Origin of the sequence: Streptomyces echinatus, assembly GCF_014203595.1 — a bacterium.
In the GTDB taxonomy this organism is placed as follows: domain Bacteria; phylum Actinomycetota; class Actinomycetes; order Streptomycetales; family Streptomycetaceae; genus Streptomyces; species Streptomyces echinatus.
The window spans coordinates 117,936-137,565 of record NZ_JACHJK010000006.1 but is presented as its reverse complement, the minus strand read 5'-3'; the positions used below and the strand labels follow the sequence as shown (position 1 = coordinate 137,565).

Annotated in this window: 13 protein-coding genes and 1 pseudogene; 4 read left to right on the top strand and 10 right to left on the bottom strand. The window is 71.1% G+C overall.

The window, feature by feature from the left end:
* Positions 1-32: 32 nt before the first annotated feature.
* The 3 genes and pseudogenes from FHS34_RS18235 to katG all read left to right on the top strand — a co-directional run.
* Positions 33-892 (top strand): annotated as a pseudogene (locus tag FHS34_RS18235) (zinc-binding dehydrogenase); the annotation flags it as partial.
* Positions 893-1,497: 605 nt separating this feature from the next.
* A complete protein-coding gene (locus tag FHS34_RS42605; RefSeq protein WP_225817526.1) occupies positions 1,498-1,692 on the top strand; it encodes a hypothetical protein in 195 nt (64 codons plus the stop codon).
* A 231-nt stretch (positions 1,693-1,923) separates the two neighbouring features.
* The gene (gene katG, locus FHS34_RS18225; protein ID WP_184966571.1) at positions 1,924-4,116 is read left to right on the top strand and encodes a catalase/peroxidase HPI; all 2,193 of its coding nucleotides are present in this window, start codon (positions 1,924-1,926) and stop codon (positions 4,114-4,116) included.
* A gap of 65 nt (positions 4,117-4,181) precedes the next feature.
* Here katG and FHS34_RS18220 read toward each other — a convergent pair whose 3' ends face one another.
* The 10 genes from FHS34_RS18220 to FHS34_RS18175 all read right to left on the bottom strand — a co-directional run bounded on the left by FHS34_RS18220 (position 4,182) and on the right by FHS34_RS18175 (position 18,783).
* Complete coding sequence (locus tag FHS34_RS18220) at positions 4,182-4,595, bottom strand: hypothetical protein (protein ID WP_184966569.1); 414 nt, start codon at positions 4,593-4,595, stop codon at positions 4,182-4,184.
* A 46-nt stretch (positions 4,596-4,641) separates the two neighbouring features.
* Positions 4,642-5,151, bottom strand: coding sequence for a protease inhibitor I42 family protein (locus FHS34_RS18215; RefSeq protein ID WP_184966567.1), 510 nt, complete (start codon positions 5,149-5,151; stop codon positions 4,642-4,644).
* A 13-nt stretch (positions 5,152-5,164) separates the two neighbouring features.
* The gene (locus tag FHS34_RS18210; protein ID WP_184966566.1) at positions 5,165-6,748 is read right to left on the bottom strand and encodes a peptidoglycan-binding protein; all 1,584 of its coding nucleotides are present in this window, start codon (positions 6,746-6,748) and stop codon (positions 5,165-5,167) included.
* Positions 6,749-6,759: 11 nt separating this feature from the next.
* Positions 6,760-7,131, bottom strand: coding sequence for a hypothetical protein (locus FHS34_RS18205; protein ID WP_184966564.1), 372 nt, complete (start codon positions 7,129-7,131; stop codon positions 6,760-6,762).
* 218 nt (positions 7,132-7,349) lie between these two features.
* Positions 7,350-9,830: an ATP-binding protein gene (locus FHS34_RS18200; RefSeq protein ID WP_184966562.1), complete on the bottom strand. Its 2,481-nt coding sequence runs from the start codon at positions 9,828-9,830 to the stop codon at positions 7,350-7,352.
* 162 nt (positions 9,831-9,992) lie between these two features.
* Positions 9,993-10,796, bottom strand: coding sequence for an intradiol ring-cleavage dioxygenase (locus FHS34_RS18195; RefSeq protein WP_184966560.1), 804 nt, complete (start codon positions 10,794-10,796; stop codon positions 9,993-9,995).
* A gap of 317 nt (positions 10,797-11,113) precedes the next feature.
* Positions 11,114-13,873 (bottom strand): AAA family ATPase, encoded by a 2,760-nt coding sequence (locus tag FHS34_RS18190; RefSeq protein ID WP_184966558.1) that lies wholly within the window; start codon positions 13,871-13,873, stop codon positions 11,114-11,116.
* A gap of 77 nt (positions 13,874-13,950) precedes the next feature.
* Positions 13,951-15,234, bottom strand: a complete 1,284-nt coding sequence (locus FHS34_RS18185; protein ID WP_184966557.1) for a cation:proton antiporter — start codon at positions 15,232-15,234, stop codon at positions 13,951-13,953.
* 42 nt (positions 15,235-15,276) lie between these two features.
* Complete coding sequence (locus FHS34_RS18180) at positions 15,277-15,867, bottom strand: response regulator transcription factor (protein WP_225817525.1); 591 nt, start codon at positions 15,865-15,867, stop codon at positions 15,277-15,279.
* Positions 15,868-17,304: 1,437 nt separating this feature from the next.
* Positions 17,305-18,783 carry an MFS transporter gene (locus tag FHS34_RS18175; protein ID WP_184966548.1) on the bottom strand — a complete coding sequence of 493 codons (1,479 nt, stop codon included), beginning with the start codon at positions 18,781-18,783 and terminating at the stop codon, positions 17,305-17,307.
* Between the two features lie 112 nt (positions 18,784-18,895).
* On the opposite strand from FHS34_RS18175, the gene FHS34_RS18170 reads away from it, so the two are divergent.
* On the top strand, positions 18,896-19,552 hold the full coding sequence (locus FHS34_RS18170; protein WP_184966546.1) for a TetR/AcrR family transcriptional regulator C-terminal domain-containing protein: 657 nt from the start codon (positions 18,896-18,898) through the stop codon (positions 19,550-19,552).
* The last annotated feature ends 78 nt before the right edge of the window (positions 19,553-19,630 follow it).

The window sequence follows — 19,630 nt, the reverse complement described above, 5'->3', positions numbered from 1 at the left end:
TCTTCCCGGTCGACGCGGTCACGAAGGCGGGCGCCGTCACCCTCGGCCACGAGGTCGCCGGTGTCGTCCACACCCTCGGCCCGGACGTGAAGGGCGACTGGACGCCCGGGCAGCGGGTGGTGCTCCAGGCCGGCGAGGCCTGCGGCGACTGCGCCGGGCTGCCTGCGCCGGATGATGTGCCACCGGCCGCTCACCCGCGGTCTGGACTACGACGGCGGCTGGGCCCAGTACACGATCGCCCGCGAGGCCACCCTCCTCCCGATCCCGGACGACCTGCCCTTCGACCAGGGCCGCGATCATCCCCGACGCGGTCTCCACCCCGTACGCCGCGATCGTGGGCACCGGCGCGGTCCGTCCCGCGCAGGCGGTCGGCATCTGGGGTGCGGGTGGCCTGGGCGCCCACGCGGTACGGCTCGCCCGGATGGTCGGGGCGGCTCCGGTCATCGCGGTCGACCCGCTGCCGTCGGCCCGTGAGCGGGCGCTCGTCTTCGGCGCGGACTTCGCCCTCGACCCACTCGCGCCGGACTTCGCGGAGGCGGTGCGGGAGGCGACGGCCGGGCGCGGTCTCGACGTCGCGTTCGACTTCGCGGGGGTGGGAGCGGCCCGGGCCCAGGCCGCGTCCGTGCCCGGCCCGTTCGGTTCGCTCGTCCTCGCCGGGCTCACCCCGGAGCCGGTCACCATCGCCGACAGCATCGGGTTCTGCTTCAACATCAATCAGGTCCGCGGCCATTACGGCTCCGAGCCCGAGCACGTGGAGCAGCTCGTCGGCCTGGCCTCGGCCGGACGGATCGACCTGGCCCCGTCCATCACGGCCCACGTGCCGCTGGCCGAGGCGGCGGAGGCGGTCGCCCGCCTGGAGAACAAGGTCGGCGACCCGATCCGCCTGGTCCTCACCTCTGACCGCCGCCCCTGCGCGAAGGAGAGCCCTCCCGGCGGCCGGCCCGGCCGCCGGGAGGGCTCGACGCCGGCGTACGCCGGCAGCTGCCCCGGCGGTACGACGTCGACACCCATGCCGTCGCGTACAAGCGCCTGCCGGAGGACAGTCCGCCGGCCGGCGAGGAGTGGATCACCGGCCCTCCCAAGCCGCCCTGGTTCGTCACCGACCGGATCGCCGCGACCACCGGCCGCCTCCTCGCCGGCTTCGCGGCGGCGCCCCGCTGGAGCGCGCTGCCGGCGATCTTCGCGTCCGCGCTGCGAGGCTGACCACGCCGCGAAGGACCCACGGTCAGGAAGGCAGGAGATGCGAGAGGAATACGGCGCGGTCAGCGTGCTCGCAGGGCACCGGCGGGGCGCGTACCCCCACGCCAACTCGCTGCTCGTGCGGGGTGCCGCCGAGTCGCTGGTCGTCGATCCGTCGCTGTCCCTGGTCGTCCACCGTGCACAGGGCCGACCTCGGCGGACGCACGGTGACGGTCGTGCACCTCCCCGGTCACACGGCCGGCCACAGCGGTTTCCTCGTCGAACCGGACGGCTTGAGCTGGTCGGAAGCGGGAGGCCGTGCTCCTCGCCTTCCTGCGAGAACCCTGCACGGTCGAGGACATCGTCGGACACCGCCGGGTCCACCGCCCCCACGTCGAAGCCCCCCAGGTGGAACCGGTGGAACGGCGGACGGCGACACGGCGTCCGGACCGGCTGATCCACGCCGGACTCGTCACCGAGGTGGAGCACGGCCTGTTCCGCACGGCCCACTGAACGATCACACGACCTGCGGCCGACGGTCCCAGAAGGGGTTCGTTCGCGCTCCCTCGGATTCGGCTTGTGCCGGAAATCGGCGCGGGAGGAGAAAGGCCGGCCCTTTCCCTCATGTCTGTCATGCGGGGTTCTCTGCGTGTTTCATAGAGGTGTGGTCTCCGGTGCGCGACCATACGGACGCGGCACAGCACCTTTTCCAGAAGGAACACCGAGACAGGAAGAAGGACGGGCATGTCCGGCAGTGAAAGCGAGAATCCGGCAATCCCTTCACCGACGCCCACGCCGACTCGGCGGCCCCGGACGAACCGGGACTGGTGGCCGAATCAGCTGGACCTCCAGGTTCTCCACCAGCACTCGGTCGGAGCCGACCCGATGGACGAGGACTTCGATTACGCGCAGGAGTTCGCGACCCTCGACGTCGACGCGCTGAAGCGTGACGTCTTCGAGGTGATGACGGCATCGCAGGACTGGTGGCCCGCGGACTACGGTCACTACGGGCCGCTCTTCATCCGGATGAGCTGGCATGCCGCGGGTACGTACCGCATCGCGGACGGCCGCGGCGGCGGCGGCAGCGGCGCACAGCGCTTCGCCCCCCTCAACAGCTGGCCGGACAACGCGAGCCTGGACAAGGCGCGCCGTCTGCTCTGGCCGGTCAAACAGAAGTACGGCCGGAAAATCTCGTGGGCCGATCTGCTGGTCTTCGCCGGAAACTGCGCCATGGAATCCATGGGGTTCAAGACGTTCGGGTTCGGTTTCGGGCGAGAGGACATCTGGGAACCCGAGGAGATCTTCTGGGGGCCCGAGGACACATGGCTCGGAGACGAGCGCTACAGCGGAGACCGGGAACTCACCGGTCCTTTCGGCGCCGTACAGATGGGACTGATCTACGTCAATCCCGAGGGGCCCAACGGAAACCCGGACCCGCTGGCCGCCGCCCGGGACATCCGGGAGACGTTCGGGCGCATGGCGATGAATGACGAGGAGACGGTCGCGCTCATCGTCGGCGGCCACACCTTCGGCAAGTGTCATGGCGCGGTCGACGCCAGCTACATCGGCCCGGAACCGGAGGCCGCCGCCATCGAGCAGCAGGGCCTCGGCTGGCGGAACACCTACGGCAGCGGCACGGGCCCCCACGCGCTCACCAGTGGTCTGGAGGGCGCGTGGACCACCGAGCCGACCCGGTGGGACAACGGGTACCTGGACAATCTCTACGGGTACGAATGGGAACTCACGAGCAGCCCCGCCGGCGCCCACCAGTGGACGCCCACGGACCCCGAGGCCAGGAGCACCGTTCGCGACGCCCATGATCCGTCGAAGCGGCACGCCCCCATGATGCTGACGACGGACCTCGCGTTGAAGGTGGACCCGGTCTACGGCCCGATCACGAAGAGGTTCCACGAGAACCCGGACGAACTCGCGGTGGCGTTCGCCAAGGCGTGGTACAAACTGCTGCACCGCGACATGGGACCCCGGTCGCGTTACCTCGGCCCCTGGATCCCCGAGCCGCAGCTGTGGCAGGACCCCGTTCCCGACGTCGAGCACGACCTGGTCGGGGACGAGGACGTCGCCGCCCTCAAGGACCGGATCCTCGCCTCGGGTCTTTCCGTCTCCCAGCTGGTCACCACCGCCTGGGCGTCGGCGGCGAGCTTCCGCGGCACCGACAAGCGCGGTGGGGCGAACGGAGCACGCATCCGGCTCGCACCGCAGAAGGACTGGGCGCTCAACGACCTCCCCGAGGTGACCGAGGTACTGAGCACGCTGGAGCGGATCCAGCAGGACTTCAACGCGTCCCGGAGCGACGGTACGCGGGTCTCCCTCGCCGACCTGATCGTCCTCGGCGGGTGCGCGGCCGTCGAGCAGGCCGCGAGGACCGCCGGGCACGACGTCACGGTTCCGTTCGCACCCGGACGTACGGACGCCTCGCAGGAGCAGACCGACGCGGCGTCGTTCGCCGTGCTGGAGCCCAAGGCGGACGCCTTCCGCAACTACCTCCCGGAGGGCGAGAAGCTGTCGCCGGAGACGCTCATGCTGGACCGCGCCAACCTGCTGACGCTGACCGCTCCCGAGATGACGGTGCTGATCGGCGGCATGCGGGCCCTGAACACCGGCTTCAAGGGATCCCGCCACGGTGTCTTCACCCACCGGCCGGGCATGCTGACCAACGACTTCTTCGTCAACCTGCTCGACATGGGCACGGAGTGGAAGGCGTCGGCCACGGACGAGAACGTGTTCGAAGGCCGGGATCGCGCCACCGGCGAGGTCAAGTGGACCGCCACCGCCGTCGACCTGATCTTCGGTGCGCACTCCCAGCTGCGAGCCGTCTCGGAGGTCTACGCGTCCCAGGACGCGAGGGAGAAGTTCGTCCGTGACTTCGTCGCGGCGTGGGACAAGGTGATGAATCTCGACCGGTTCGACCTGGCCTGAGCCCGAGGTCCCGGCCGGCCCTCCTGGGCCGCCCGGGACGCGGCGAGGTGTGCGGCCTTCTCAGGTCACGTGCTCCCGCCCCGCGCCCGGGTCCGCTGCTTCAGCTCGATGACGGTCGCGACGGCGCGCAGCCAGGTGGCCGCGGCGTCGTCGGCGGCGATCCCGCCCGCCAGTTCGGTGCCGGCCCGCAGCCACTCCCGTACGAGGTCGGCCGCCTCCCGCCGGGGCAGGGGCTCGGGCAGCTCCGCGGCGCGGGCGAGTCCGCCGGCCCGCACGGTGTCGGCGAGGAAGGCGACCGAACGCGGCTCCGTGCCGAGGCGGTCGAGGATGACGGCCGCGGCCGCGGCGCCGTCACCGAACAGGGCGGTGCGGCGGGCGCCGGGCTCGGCGGTGAGGCCGTAACGCAGCAGGACGGTGATGTCGAGCCGGGCCAGCTCGTCGTCCGTGCGGTCCGGCGGGTACGGGGCGTCGTCGTTCATGGCGGGGCCTCGGGTGTCTCGTCTCATCTGCCTGGTCCGCCGCGGCTCAGCCGACGGTGACGGTGTAGGTGATGCGCTCGGGAGCCTGGGTGGTGGCGGCCGCCCCCGTGGTCGGGGTGGCGGAGGGTCCGGTCGTCTCGGGGGGCCGGGTGGAGGTGTTGCCCTGGCAGGTGGTGAAGGTGCAGTGCAGCAGCGTGAACCGGGTGGTTCCCTTGCCCGTGGCCTCGAAGGTGAAGGTCAGCCGGCCGCCGGCGCCGGCCGCCGGTGCGCCGCCGGAGTCCGACGTGTAGTCCTGGCCGCGGCTGACCAGCACCGAGCCGTCGGGCGCGGGGTCGACCAGGTACCAGTACTCGCGGGTGGAGGCGTTCTGGTCGACGGTGAGCGTGAAGCGCTCGCCCGGCTCGGCGGAGATGCTGGTGTCCTTCACCGGGTGGCTCGTCGGGCGGCTCGCGCCGCTCGTGGGGTGGCTCGCGGTGCTCGTGGAGCCGCCGGCCGGTTCGCCGGTGCCCGAGCCGCAGCCCGTGGCCAGAGCGAGGAGCGCGGTCGCCGCGATCACGGCACCGCCCCTGCTACCGCGGAAGATAGACGCTGTACGCGTTGGGGAGATCACTGGTGGAAGCCTTGCCCATGTGGCCGTTGATGAAGTCGTCCTCGCTGACCCAGGTGGTCGAGCCCCAGGGGTTGTACACCTGAAGCTTGTCCCCCTCCTGGGCGATGATGGTCATCGCGTGGGCGCCCTCCTTGCCCGAGACGTCGACCGGCACCGGCCGCCCCTGCGCCACCGACTTCTCGACTTCGGTGAGGACGGCCCGGCGGTCGGCGGCGCTGTTCAGGTCCTGGCGCTCGTAGTCACTGCCGGTGGCACTGCCGACGGCGCGGTCGTTGATCCGTTCCTGGCCCTCGGGCCCCATGCCGCCCCAGTTCTTGCCGCCGTCGCCTTCGGTGTGCAGCCGGTGCTGTTCGGCCACGAGCCGCTGCTTGAAGGCCTCGGCGTCGTCCTGCTGTCCGTCGGGGCCGCCGGTGAGGTCGAGCGCGTACAGGGGGTCGACCATGGCACGGGACGTGACGGTGGACGAGGCCACGCAGGTGCCCTCGGAGCCGTCGCCGCCCTGGACCCACCGCTGGCCGTCGAAGGTCGCGTAGTCCTTGTTGTTGTTCGAGCCGTCCGGAGCCAGGCCCTCGTCCTTCATGCTGTCCGCGCGGGTGACCACCGGAGTGAGGTGCCGGCGCATCCAGGCGGGGTCCTTGCCGTGGATCTTGTTCTGGAACGTGCCGATCTCGGCGACGCTGTGGCCGGCGGCCAGGGCCTTCATCAGGTAGGCCCGCTCCTGCGGGCTGTCCGACTTCGCCAGCATCCGCTCCATGGCCGTCTCGTCGTCGAGGCTCAGCAGGTCCATGCGTGCTGACGCGCGCGTCAGGTCGCCGGCCGTGAGGATCTCGTTGAGCTCGGTGTCGGCACCCGCCACGCCGGTGTCGGCGAGCATCACCTTGTCGACGGCGGTGAGTTCGCTGGTCTCCATCTTCCCGGCCCGTGCCTCGGCGGCCCACTTGTTCAGGTCGCGGGCCGCGACGCGGGTGGCCTCCTGCGCGTCGGAGACGGCGGCGTGCATCAGGTCGACCGCGTAGGAGCCGAGGTGGGCGGCGTTCTTGCGGTCCCACTCCTCCTCGTCGTTCTCGTGCAGGTCGTCGAAGAAGCCGTCCTTGCCGCCGAGCATCTTCTTCTGCTCCAGCAGCTGTCCGCGGCCCTGCGCGTCCTTGCGCTGCGCGGCGCCGATCGCGTCGGCCAGCGTCAGCAGCACCGTCGCGCAGCCCTGGAACGCCTCGCTCATCTGCGTCACGGACCGCCCGGCGGCGTTCACCACGTCGGAGGCGAGGACGCTCGTGTCGCCGACCCACACCTCCGGAAGACCCTTGCGGCCCACTCGGTCGACCTGGTCGAAGACGCTGCCGACCTGGTCGACCTGGCCGCGGTAGAGCCTTGCCAGGCCCTCCAGCACGCCCTGGTCGCCGCCCGGTTCGGGCACGGAGAGGGCGTCGTCGATCAGGTCGAGGAGCTCGTTCTTGCTTCCGGCACCGAGGATCTTCTTGGACAGCCCGGCGAGCCATGTGAGGCGGAAGGAAGGGGAGTCGAGGGGGGAGGAGAAGAAAGACACCGGCCCGCCCCTCAGTAACTCGACAGGGCCGAGGTGCGTCCGCCCTGTGCCGATGTGCTGGTGAGGCTGCTGGTGCCGCCGGCGGGGACGCGGTCCGCGTGCGTCTTCACCAGGCCGTCGGCACCGTGGTAGGTCTTCTTGGCCAACTGCACCTTGCCGCCGAGCTCGTGCAGCGCCGAAGCAAGTGTCTTGGCCTCCGCTTCCCAGGCCTTGACGAACGCGTTGAGCGCCGACGCGGCGTCCTCGCCGCCGGCGTCGTCGTACGAGTAACTCGTGCGGGACTTGACGGCCGAGCTGATGCCGTCCATGTCCGTGCCGGCCTCGTCGAGTTGCTGGGCCGGGCCGGTCATACCTGCCTTCACCTGGTAGCCGTCCGAGCCCACCGTGCCTCCCCCGTATGCATGAGATCGTGATCGCGGGCAGGCTAACACGCACGCTGGATACGAAGAATCGCCTGCCGACCGCCACACACACCTCCTCCACACAGCCTCCCAGGGGCCCGGATCCCGGGGCGGAGCAGCCGTGTTATCCCTCCGAGGCCGCAAGTCCCGCGTGGTCATGCGTGCGTTCGTTTCCCGTCGCCGGGAGCCGAGCCGGGGGTTCACCACCGGGCTGGGCGCCCTCCCCCGGTCCGTGCGGCCGTCCAGAGTGCGATCTGCGTGCGGGAACGGAGGCCCAGCTTGTCGCGGATCCTGTCCAGGTGCGTGGCGACCGTGTGGACGGAGAGGCCGAGCCGGTCGGCGATCTGCCGGTTGGTCAGCCCTTCCGCGACGAGTCCGGCCACCGTGGACTCCCGCACGGTGAGCCGGAGCCGGTCGTCGGTGGTACGGACATCGTGCCCGGTTCGCTCCTCGCCACTGCCCGCGCCGAGCGCGTACGCGACCAGCCGCTCTCCGCGCAGCCCACGGGCACCGGCGACGGCCGCCTCCTGCGCCGCGGCCGACAGCCGGGTGCGGGCACGCGCCGCCGCCTGTTCCATCCTGTGCCGCCAGGGGGCCTCGGGCTCGGTGTCCAGGCGGCGCCGCGCCTGCGCGCTCGCCTCGTACAGCCGCAGCGCCCGCTGCATGTCGCCGCTCTCGGCGGCGACGAGGGCCAGGCCCTCCACGGGGTACAGGGCGTGGAAACTGGCCCCTGGAGCGATCCTCAGCACCTCGGCGAACAGGGTCTCCGCGCTGCGCAGACGCCCCAGTGCCAGCCGTACGGCCCCGGCGGTGTGCAGCGCGGCCGCGGTCCGCGGCCACGGCGCCTGCTGTCTCAGCACGGGCAGGCACCGTGACATCAGTGCGTCGGCCTCCCGTTCCCGGCCGGCCTGCAGCAGCGCCCAGGCCAGGTGATGGGTGCACCAAGCGGTGTCCTGCGGCCTGCCGGCGGAACCGACGACCTCCAGGCACTCCCGCAGATCCGCGACGGCCTCGGCGAACTCGCCGCGGCACAGTCGCGCCGCCGCCCGGGCGTCCAGGGCGTTGGCCAGTCCGGCGGCGTCCCGGCGCATCCGCTCGCTGCGCACCGCCTGCTCACCCAGCCGCAGTGCCTCGTCCGGATCGGCCCGCTGGCAGGCCACGCGGGCGGCGAGCGCCGGCACCTGACCGCCCGGCGCCCGGCCCCCGGCTCCCCGCAGCAGCCCGGTGAGCAGCGCATGGGCGGCCGACGGCTGTTCCTGCTGGTAGTGCACGCGCGCCAGCTCCAGTGTCAGCCGTTCCAGGACGGTGTCGTCGTGTCCGGCGCCGTGGGCCAGTACCGAGGCGAGATTGTCCCGTTCCGCCGCCAGCGGGCTGCCGGCCTGGTCGGCGAACACGTCCCCGCGGCCCCGGTCGGCCATCTCGGTCAGCCACGCGAGCGCCCGGCGCAGGGTGGCGTGCAGTTCACCGGAAGCCCGCAGCCGGTCCAGGGCGTAGACACGGATGGCGTTCAACTGCCTGAAGCGGGTGGGTGCCGTCTCTCCCGGCATGGGTGCCGTCTCTCCCGGCAGACGTACGACGAGCGACTTCGCCTCCAGGGCGCACAGGATGCGGAAGACCTGCCGCGGGCCCATGCCGCCACCGGCGCAGACCGTCTGCGCGGCGGTCACGTCGAACCCGCCGACCAGGACCGAAAGACGCCGGAAGACCGCCTGCTCGGCCGGATCCAGCAGCCGATGGCTCCAGTCGACCGCCGCGGCGAGCCCGCTGTGGCGTGGGGGGCCGGTTCTGCTTCCCCCGGTCAGCAGGTCCAGCTGGGCGAACCGGTCGTCCAGTCCTGCCAGGATGTCGCTCAGCGCGAGCCCGCCGGCGTGGCGGGCGGCGAGTTCGACGGCGAGCGCCAGGCCGTCCAGGCGCCGGCAGATCTCGGCCACCAGGGGGCCGTTGCCGCGATGGAGCGTGAACCCCGGGGAGCTGCTCGCGGCACGGTCGGCGAAGAGCCGTACCGCCTCGGACCGCAGGAGGGCCGTCACGTCGTCTCCGGCGTCGGCCGGCGGCAGGGACAGTTCACCGACCCGGAACACGGTCTCTCCGGGCACCCTCAAAGCCTCCCGGCTGGTGGCCAGGATCCGCAGCCGGGGGCAGCGGCCCAGCAGCGTCGCCGCGAGCCGGGCACACGGCTCGGCCAGATGCTCGCAGTTGTCCAGAATCAGCAGCCGGGGGGCGTCGCCGAGCGCCCGGACCAGCGCGTCGACGCCTGTCCGGCCCGCTCGTTCGCGCACGCCCAGGGCGGCGGCCAGGGACTGGGTCAGCGGTGCGCCGTCCTGGAGCGAGGCGAGTTCCACGAGGTCGACCCGTGCGAAGCGTTTCGGTGACGCCTTGGCGAACTCCAGCGCCAGCCGGGTCTTGCCCACACCGCCCGCACCGGTCAGCGTGAGGAGGCGCGAACTCCTCAGGAGGGTGCGCAGGTTCGACAGTTCCTGCCGTCGGCCGACGAAGGTGTCGAGCGCCGGCGGCAGGACGCTTCCACCGGCCGTCGGGGCCGGCGGCGTGGCACCCGAGGCCGCCCTTCGGCGCAGCGCCCGCTGCCGGCAGGCGCCGGAGCAGTATCGAGCCGGCCGGCCTCCGTGCGGCCTCACGATCAGCGCGGCACCGCACACGTCACATGTTCGACTCCGGCTCATCCCCGTTTCCTGGCCGCACCGCCCCGCAACGAAACCAGCACCGTCAGCCATGTGTCTCCCCGAGGACCGCGCCGGCCGGCTCGGGCAGGAGCGGGGCGGCCGCCGTCACGCGTGCGGTGGCCGGCACCTGGGCGGGCCGGCCACCACGGGCGTCCGGGTGCGTCAGGGTGTGGCGGCGGGGTCGATGCCGAGTACGACGGTTCCGGTGACTCCCTTGCCGAGGTCGCTGCCGGCCTGGGTGAGGGTCAGCAGGGTCGAGGACCCGCCGTTGCGGTATATGCCGTCCCGCGCGTTGAGTGTGCGGGAGGCCCTGTTGTTCCGGTACGGCGACAGGGCGGCGACCCTGGTGTTGTACGCCTCCGGGAAGTAGAGCTGGCCCGTGTGGGACACGTGGCCGCCGTGGTATGTCCCGTCGGACACGGTGCCTCCCCCGTGCGTCTTGACGTGGATGTGGAGGGCCCGGCCGACGTACCAGCCGGGGTAGACGGTGGTGAACTCGGCGACACCGGCGGAGTCGGTCAGCTGCACGCCGCGCAGGAAGGTGGTGTCCGGGGTGGAACCTCCGGCGACATAGCCGGAGTAGACCCCGAGGGCGTCGCAGTGCCAGATGTCGACCGCCGTCCGGGGCAGCGGGGCGCAGGTCACCGCGTCGACCACGGTCACGCGGAGGGTCAGCGGAACGCCCGCCCTGCCCTCGGTGATGTCCTTGCGGACCGTCTCCAGGTCCAGGTAGTACGGCCCTTCGGTCTGCTCGGGCGTGAGGACGCAGGCGGCGACCGGCCGGGCCGCGGCCCGGTGCCCGGTGGCGGCGGTCGCCCGCGTGGCGGCGACACCCAGCGCGGCCGCGCCGAGGGCGGCTCCGCCCAGGGTGGCCATGACGGACCTTCGGGTGGTACCCGCGGGAACGTCGGACGGCCCGGGGTCGCGCTGCGGTTCCACGTGGTCGTGGTGGGGGATGTCAGTCATGGGGTGAGCATGGCGCCGGTGACGATCCGCCGGATCGCACGGACGACCCACGAAGCCGCCGCGTTACGAAACCCCACCAGCGGTACCGCGTGCGCGCCGTGCACGGACGTGAGCGGTGCGCGTCAGGACCGGTCTCGGCGCCGACGGCGCCCCGGCCCCGCCCCGGACATCGGCCCCGACACCGACCCCCACTGCGCCCCCGACCCCGCCCCCGGTGTCCGTACCGTCCGGGGCGTGCCGGTCGGGGCCGGGCGGGGGGGGAAGGGGGCGTGGTCGCCGGGGACGTGTGGCGCCGGGGCGGGGCTCGTGGGTGGTGGTCACGGGACGAGTTCGGAGAGGCAGGAAGGGAGTTGGGTGCGGCGGCGGATGCCCAGTTTCCGGTAGGCGCGGGTGAGGTGTTGTTCGACGGTGCTGACCGTGATGAAGAGCTTGCGGGCGATCTGCTCGTTCGTGGAGCCCCGGGCGGCCAGTTCCGCCACTCGCCACTCGGCCGAGCTGAGCTGGGGGACGGGCAGGTCGGCCGCGCTGAGGGGCTCCGCCCCCGCCCCCTCGTCGGCCGCCGCCGGCGGTGGTCCCGGCAGGAGCGCCGCGGCGCACCGGTCCGCCAGTGTCCTCGCCCGGTGGGCATGGCGGCGGGCCTGCACGGAGTCGCCCAGCGACTCGTAGGAGTGGCCCAGGTCGGCGAGCGTGTACGCCAGGTTCAGTGAGTCGCCGCAGCGGTCGAGGATGTTCGCCGCCTTCCGCAGGACCGGCGGGCGCTCCTCCGCGCGGAGGGTGGCAGCCAGGGCGCGGTAGGTCAGGCCGCGGGTGCGCGGGTGGCCCGGGGGGAGCAGCGACATGTGTTCCGCCAGGAGTTCCTTCGCCTGCGCCACGAGACCCTTGTGGAGGTACGCGCGGGCGGCGTTGACGCGCCAGGGCACCGCGGCCGGGCAGTCGGCCTCCCAGAGCTTCATCAGGTGTCCGGCCGCCAGGAAGTCCTGCAGCGCGGCGTCGTGGCGGCCGCGCGCGAGATGGAGATGGCCGCGGGCGTCGAGGTAGACCACTCCGCCGAGGGTGCCGAAGGCGGCGCTGGGCACGGGCAGGTCGAGGTAGCTCTCGGCCTCCCCCAGGTTCCCCATCGCCGTGGTGGTCAGGATGAGGAGCGAGAGCGGGACGACGACGGCCGCTCCCCAGCTCTCGCGCGGCATCAGCGCGAGCGCGGCGTGCGCCTGCCGTTTGGCGTTCCGCAGATCCCCGAGACGGTAGTGGATCTCCGCGCGCGCGGAGGTGAACATGGCGTTCCACACGAGCCCGTAGGTCTCCCCCATGGAGGCCAGGAGGGCATCGCACCACACCGACGCCTTGTCGAGGTTGTCGGAGTAGATCAGGACCATGAGCGAGGCGAGCGACGACGCGGGGCTCGCGGCTCCGGCCAGGGCCTCCCGGAGCACGCGCTCCGCGGCGGGGACGGCTCCCTCTTCGCCCGCGCCCCGCAGAACGGCGCCGAGTGCGGCCGCGGCCCGGTGCCCGGGGGTGCCGATGCCGTCGTCCGGCAGAGTCCCGTCCTCGCGTCCCGGGGCTGCGGCGATTCCCGGATAGGTGACCGGGAGCCACAGGCGCAGCTGCTCGGCGTGCCGTGCGGCGTCGTCGCCGGCCTGGGCGCGCGCACCTTCGCGCAGCCGCGCCGTCACCCGCGTCGCCTGCTCCACCTGGCCGTTCCAGAGGAGGCTCCGGACGACCGGGACCGACTGCCGGACGGACAGCTCGCCCCGCTCGGCGGCCGCGACCAGGTCGGGCAGATAGCTCTTCACCGCCGCCGGGTTGTACCGCCACATGACGTCGGCGAGCCGGGCGGCGATGCCGATCCGCTCCCGCCCGTCCGCGCACTCGCGATGGGCCCTTTCCAGGTAGCCGATGGCCGTCTCGTGGTCGCCGCCGGCAAGGGCCTGGTCCGCGGCCTCGCACAGGACCTGTTTCGCCCAGGGGATCGCGTCGTCGATCCGCATCAGGTGTTCGGCGGTCACGAGGGCGGGGGCGCCCTCGTGGTGCAGCAGCCGGGCGGCGCGGGACCGCATGGCGTGGCGTTCCTTCTGCGGGATGCTGCCGAGCACGGCCTCGCGCACGCTCGGCTGCCCGAGAAGGTCGTGGTCGAGGAGTCCGCCGACGCCGGGTGAGGCGACGATGCGCCCGACGGATTCCGGGTCCATGCCGCACAGGCGCGCGACGGCGGCCACCGACCGGAACGCGCCGAGCGTGGCCATCGCCTGCGCGATCTCCAGCACGACCGGCTCGGCCCGGTACAGGCAGCTCAGGACGGCGCGGCCGAAGGCGTGACCGGCCCTCGGCCTGAGCTGTGCGGCCGGCTCCCACGTCCTGCCGGTGCAGTCCTCGGCCAGGGCATGTACCAGTAACGGGCGGCCGCCGCAGAGCTGCCTGCACTCGGAGGCCATCCGGCCCGCCGTCTCAAGATTGAAATATTCCTCGAGTACCGTCGCGACTCCCGTCTCCGAGAGCGGTTCGAGGTCCAGCTGGCCGCAGTTGGGCATCCGGAGGAACTCGGCCTGGAGGATGCGCTGGACGCTGTCCCGGCCCATGTCCGGGCAGTAGGTGAGCACGATCGATATCGGCGCGCTGCCCATCCGGCGCATGAGCGCGAGCAGGTACTGCAGCGACTCGACGTCCATGAAATGCGCGTCGTCGATGCAGACGACCAGCGGCGGGCTGCCGGCCAGGTGCTGGAAGGCGCCCTGCAGCACCCCGAGGACCGGCGGGGAGATCTCGCTGTGCGCGCCCGCCTCCAGGACACCCTCCACCAGCGCGCGGACCTCCAGGCCGGCGCTGTGTGCGAAGAGCCGGTGCGCACGCAGGAGTTGATCTAAGATCCCGAGCGCCTGGTAGCGCTCGAACCTCGACGCGGTGGCCTTGAGGACCGTGGCGCCCGCGTCGGCGGCGTCCCGGGCGAAGGAGTCCAGCAGGGCGGTCTTACCACTTGCGAGCGGGCCGCCGATGGCGACCGTACGACATCGGCCCGTGGAGCGTTCGCTGTAGAGCTGGGCCAGCGTCTTCTCTTCCACATCCCGTTCGACCAGCTTCTCCATCACTTCTCACCATCTCGCGACGCAGGGACAGGGGTGGATCAGCACCCGACGAATGCAGGCGACCGTGTTGTGGAAGGTCAGGAGTAGTCCCGTGCTCGGGGGACCGCTGCCGGAAGCGGTTCGTTCGGCACCGGCACCACCTTGTACCTGCCCTCGATCGCGGTGAGGAGCGGTCCGGTCATGGCGGTCGTGATCAGGGCCATGAGGACGAGGACCGTGAACAGCCGTGTGTCGATGATGCCCGCGCTCAACCCCACGTTGAGCGCGATGAGTTCGGTCAGGCCCCGGGTGTTCACCAGTGCGCCGATCATGGCCGACTGACGGGTGTCGAGGCCGCCGAGCCGCGCCATCGCGTAGGCCGCGGCGACCTTCCCGCCGGTCCCGCACACGAGGATCACGGCGAGCAGGGCCACGTCGGAACCGCTCAGCGCGCCGATGTTGATCGTCAGCCCGGTGACCACGAAGAACAGGGGCAGCAGCAGCCCTCCGGCCTGCTCCATCGAGCGGAGCACGTCGGCGTCCGGCGCGCCGTCCGGTTTGGGCATGACGAGCCCGGCGACGAAGGCGCCGAAGATCGGGTGCAGTCCGAGGGAGGCGGTGGCCCAGGCTCCCGCCGCGGCGAGCATGAACGCGAGCGGGACCTCGTCGGACAGCACCGTGCCCGGGCGCTGGACCCACCACTTCAGCGCCGGGCGGACCACCAGCGTCATCAGCGCGACGAAGCCGGTGAGGAGGACCGTCGTCTCCGGCCAGGACCTGCTCCCGGGCGCGTCGGTGCCGATGAGGGCGGCGGCGAGGAGGAGCCAGGCGGACACGTCCATGAGCCCGGCGGCCGCGGTGGCGATGTTTCCCACCGGGGTCCCGGCGATGCCGCGCTCCCTGACGATCGCCGCGAGCACCGGGAGTGCCGTGATCGACGTCGCCACACCGAAGAAGAGCAGGAAGGAACGGCCGTCGGTGTGCCGGCCGTCGAAGGTGCCGAGGTTCTGCACCGTCAGGGCGATGCCCGAGCCGAGGGTCAGCGGAACGAGGATCGCCCCGGCGGCGATCAGCGAGACCGCCCTGCGGTGGTCGCGGACGGACCTCAGGTCGATCTCGTAGCCCACTCCGAACATGAAGATCACAACGGCGATCTGGGCGATGACGGAGATGAACGGAACCGCCTGGTCCGGGAAGAGGTGATCCGTGGGATCCCCCGGGAACCTGCCGAGCAGGCTGGGTCCGAGGACGATCCCCGCGGCGATCTGGCCGACCACCGTCGGCTGCCCCAACCGGCGCGCGAGCGCGCCGAGCAGACCCGACGCCCCGAGCACGAGAGCGATGTCGCCGATGACGTCGGCCGTCACCACTTCCAAGTTCATTACCATCCCCCAATTGGTCGATGAAGCCGGCGAGCGGAGCGTTCAGAGCCAGTGCGCGTCTCTGGCGATCCGTAGCGCGTCGATACGGTTGCGGGCACCGAGTTTCGTCACCAGGGAGGAGAGGTAGTTGCGCACGGTCCCCTCGGAGAGGTGCAGCCGTGTCGCGATCTCGACGATCGTGTCCCCGTAGGAGAGACGTTCCAGCACCGAGAGCTGGCGTGCTGTCAGCGGGCAGCCCGCGTTGGCCAGGGCCGCGACCGTGAGGTCCGCGTCGAAGACGCGTTCGCCCTGATACACCCGGTGCAGGGCCTCGAAGAACCAGCTGGGCGGCACGCTTCGCTGCAGCATCCCGTCGACGCCGCCCGAGAAGGCCTGGCGGATGATCGAGCGGGTGAAGCTCTCCGCCAGGACCAGACTCCGGCACTCCGGGAGACTCGCGATCTTCTCGGCGACGCTGATCGCACTGCTGTCCGAACCGTCGAAGCTGATGATCGCGATGTCCGGCCGGTGGATCTCGGCGAACTCCAGCGCGTCGGTGTCGCCACCGACCGCTCCGACGACCCGCATCTCCGCACGCCTCTCGATTAATGCCGCGAGCGCGCTTCGGGACAGCAATAAATCGTCGGATACCATCACTCGGATTCCCATTGATTCCCCTGAATGAGAAAAAGGCTCGCTGGTGGTGGAGAAGAGTCCGGTCGAATATCGCGTCAGTGGTTCAGTCCGGAAACGGCTCGTCCGGCACGATGTCGTAAACCCTCGGCGCCACCCCGGCCGTGCCTCCCGGAGCGCGCTGTTCCGGCCACCGCCTCAGCCCTCCGCACCCCGGGGGATACGCGGGCGTTCCGCCACGGCGGCCGAAAATCGCCGGTACGGCGGCAGTGCGTGCATTCCCGGCCGGCGGCGGACGTCGCGGCCTTGGGGACGGAGACCGTCCCGTTCGCCGGCCCGTTCGCCGGCCCGCCGCCGCACCGCATACGCCCGGCCACCTTTCCGCAGGTCAGAGGCTTCGACCTGGGCCCGGCACCCCTGCCCGCGAGGGCACTGTCGAGCCGCCGGCACCCGCGTGCGGCCCCAGCGTCTTCAATGAACCGCGAGATGCGGTAATGAGGCCACCGCCGGCACTTCTGCCCGATTCGTACAGCCGGCGGAAACCCGTAGGAAGTCGGTCCGACCTCTGATTGAAACGACCTGGCCATGTGATAGCGGCTAAATCTTGCCATACGCCCAGAGTTGGCGATCGACAAGTACACCGTGCAACCTCCCCCGTTTGAGGCCGACAGCGGTCGAAGATAGTCAGTCGAACTGTTATCGGTCAAGAGGTTTAGGCCAAAGCTTGCCCCAGCTGCGGCGTCCGCTGAAATGCCGGAATTCGACCGCCGCAGGGAAACACGCAGCCGGAATTTTTGCGTCCGATTCGCGCGCGCAATTCTCGACCCTACCCCCGTTCGAGTCGTCGACCGTCAAACGCAAAGCGGATCTTCGACCAAGTCGGAGCTTAGAACACGTCGACGTCCGCGGCGAAGGGTCGCACCCCTGTACGAGAGGCGTCGGTCGGGTGTCGTCGCGGACTGATCTGCCCTTTTCGATCCTTGAACAGTCAAGTCCTTTCAGAGTCGCGACAGAGAGAACTTCCGGAACATTGGATTCAGACATGGAACTACACAAGGTGTCCCTTACACCTGAAATGCGATGATCATTTGCGTAGTGAAAACTGGCAAACATCTCCCTTGATCACCCCCCTGTCCGCGACGGCGGCCGGAGACGGTCGCCGCACCGAACGGGCACTGCGCGGTGGCACGCGAGCGGGAGACGCGGCGAGAGCGAGCGGGGCCGCCTGCTCCATGAGTCCGCGCGTCACCCGGCCGTGCGGGCATACGCGCCCCTGTCTGCCCCCGCGCCGCACCCGGCGACCCGGCGACCCGGCGAGTCACTCTCTCGACGACCGGGGGGAGACCGAGTGCCGGCGACCTCCGAGCCGGCGATTCTCCGGCCCGGCAGAACAGAATGAGCCGGACACGTTTCCGTGTCCGGCTCATTCCAGGGAGCGAATCGCAAACGGCGTTCCGGTTACGAGGGGGTGGTCGCCGTCTGGCCGTCGAGCGATTCGTGGGTCTTTTCCTTGGCCGCCGCCATCGCCGGCAGCGCGAGGGCGGCCAGCGCGGCCACGAGCATGATTCCCGCGTTCACGAGGAACGCGGCGCGATAGCCCTGGACGAGCGCGTCGAGGCGGCCCTTGTCGTGACTGGCGTGGGAGGTCACGCGGGAGGCGATGTTCACGAGCACGGCGAGACCGACGGCGCCGCCGATCTGACGGGACGTGTTGAGCAGCCCGGAGGCAGCGCCGGCGTTCTTGGGATCGACACCGGCGGTACCGCTGATGGTGACGGCGAGCAGCATGATGCTGACGCCGAACCCGCCGACCAGGTTGGGCAGGAGGATGTGGGTCAGGTAGGCCTTGTGGGTGGGGATGGTGGCGACCCAGGCGATGCCCCCGGCGGCGATGAGGCCGCCGGCCACCAGCAGGGGCCGGGGGCCGAACTTGGGGACGAGCTGACGAGAGACGAGGGCCCCGACGATGAAGATGAGGGTGACGGGCAGCATGGCCATACCGGTGCGCAACGCGCTGTAGCCCAGCACCTGTTGGCAGTACAGCGACAGGAAGAACATCAGGGCGGTCAGCGTCACGCCCAGGCAGAACATGAGCACGTTCGCGATCCGCAGGGAGCGCGGCCGGAGCAGGTCCAGCGGGATGAGCGGGCTGGCGCCCCTGGCCTCGGCCACGAGGAACGCGGCGATGAGGACGGCGGCCGCGATCAGCGGCACCAGGGTGTTCGCCGAGCTCCAGCCCTCGTTGGACGCCTCCGAGAGCCCGTAGGTGAGCGCCCCGATCCCGAGGGTGACACAGAGGGCACCGGGCAGGTCGAGCCGCACCCGTTCCCTGACGGCGGAGGGAAGCAGGAACAGCACGCCGGCGACGAACAGCGCGATGCCGGGCGGGACGTTGACGAACAGCACCCAGCGCCAGCTCAGTTCGGCGGTCAGGACCCCGCCGAGGACCACACCGGCCAGACCCGCGATCCCGCCCATCATGCTCCACAGCGCCAGGGCACGCTCACGTTCGCGTTCGTCGGTGTGGCTGGCGGTGATGAGACTCAGGCTGGTGGGGGTCAGTGCGGAGGCGCCGACGCCCTGGGCGATCCGGGCCGCGATCAGAACGGGGCCGTCGGACGCCAGGCCGCCGATCAGGCTGGTGACGGTGAAGACGACCGCACCGAAGAGGAACACCCGTTTGTGCCCGAAGAGATCGCCGGCCCTGGCCGCCAGGAGCAGGAAGCCCCCTAAGGTGATCAAGTAGCCGCTGACCACCCATTGTTGCTGATCGGTCGACATGCTCAGCCCGGTTTTCATGTCCGGGAGGGCCACGGTGACGATGGTGGAGTCGAGCACGACCATGAACAGGGCGAGACAGGACATGGCCACGACGACGCCGAGTGGCAGATTCGGCCGGAGAACAGGTGGCGGTGAAGCGACTCGGGTCTCGGACATGGAGTCTCCTCAGTGACTGACCGCGAGTGAACCACATTGACGTGAACAGCGTTCACGTGAACGTTGTTCACGTTACGATGTCGTCCGGCGGATGTCAATCAAGGGAGCCTTAATGCCACTGCGCAAAGCCGACGTTGTCCGGGAAGCGCTGCGTTTCCTGGACGCCGAGGGCCTCGACCAGCTCACGATGCGCAAGCTCGGGGCGGCACTCAACGTGCAAGGTGGCGCTCTGTACCGGCACTACCCGAACAAGGAGGCCCTGCTCGACGCGGTGGCCGACAAGATCGTCGAGGGTGTCGGCGCCCCCCTGCCGGACGTGCCCTGGCCCGACCAGGTCCAGATCCTGGGCAAGCGGCTCCGCGCGGCGCTGCTCGGTCATCGCGACGGCGCCCGGGTGGTGGCCGGCACGTTCGCACCCGGGGCCAACACCATCATCGGCTCGGACACGGCCGTGCAGGTGCTCTGCGCGGCCGGCTTCCCCCCGGCCCAGGCGGGCTGGGTCACCTTCGCCCTCTTCTACTACGTGCTCGGTCACACCATCGAGGAGCAGGCCCAGGTCGCCCTGCCGCCCGGCCACGACTGGAGGACCCACACCGAGCGGCTCGACGTCGAGGTGTCACCGCAGTACGCGGAGGCGCTCGACTCGCTGACCCGCACGGACCCGGCGGAACGCTTCGACTACGGGCTGAACATCTTCGTCGACGGGCTCTGCCGGCTGCAGACGACCCTGCCGCCACGGGAGGAGGCGGCCGGCCACTCCGCTCCCTAGGAGAGCCGGGCCGGCGTGACCCGCCGGGCCGGCCGGCCGTGTCGCCGGCCCCGCCGAACGGCGCGCCGAGCGCCTCTC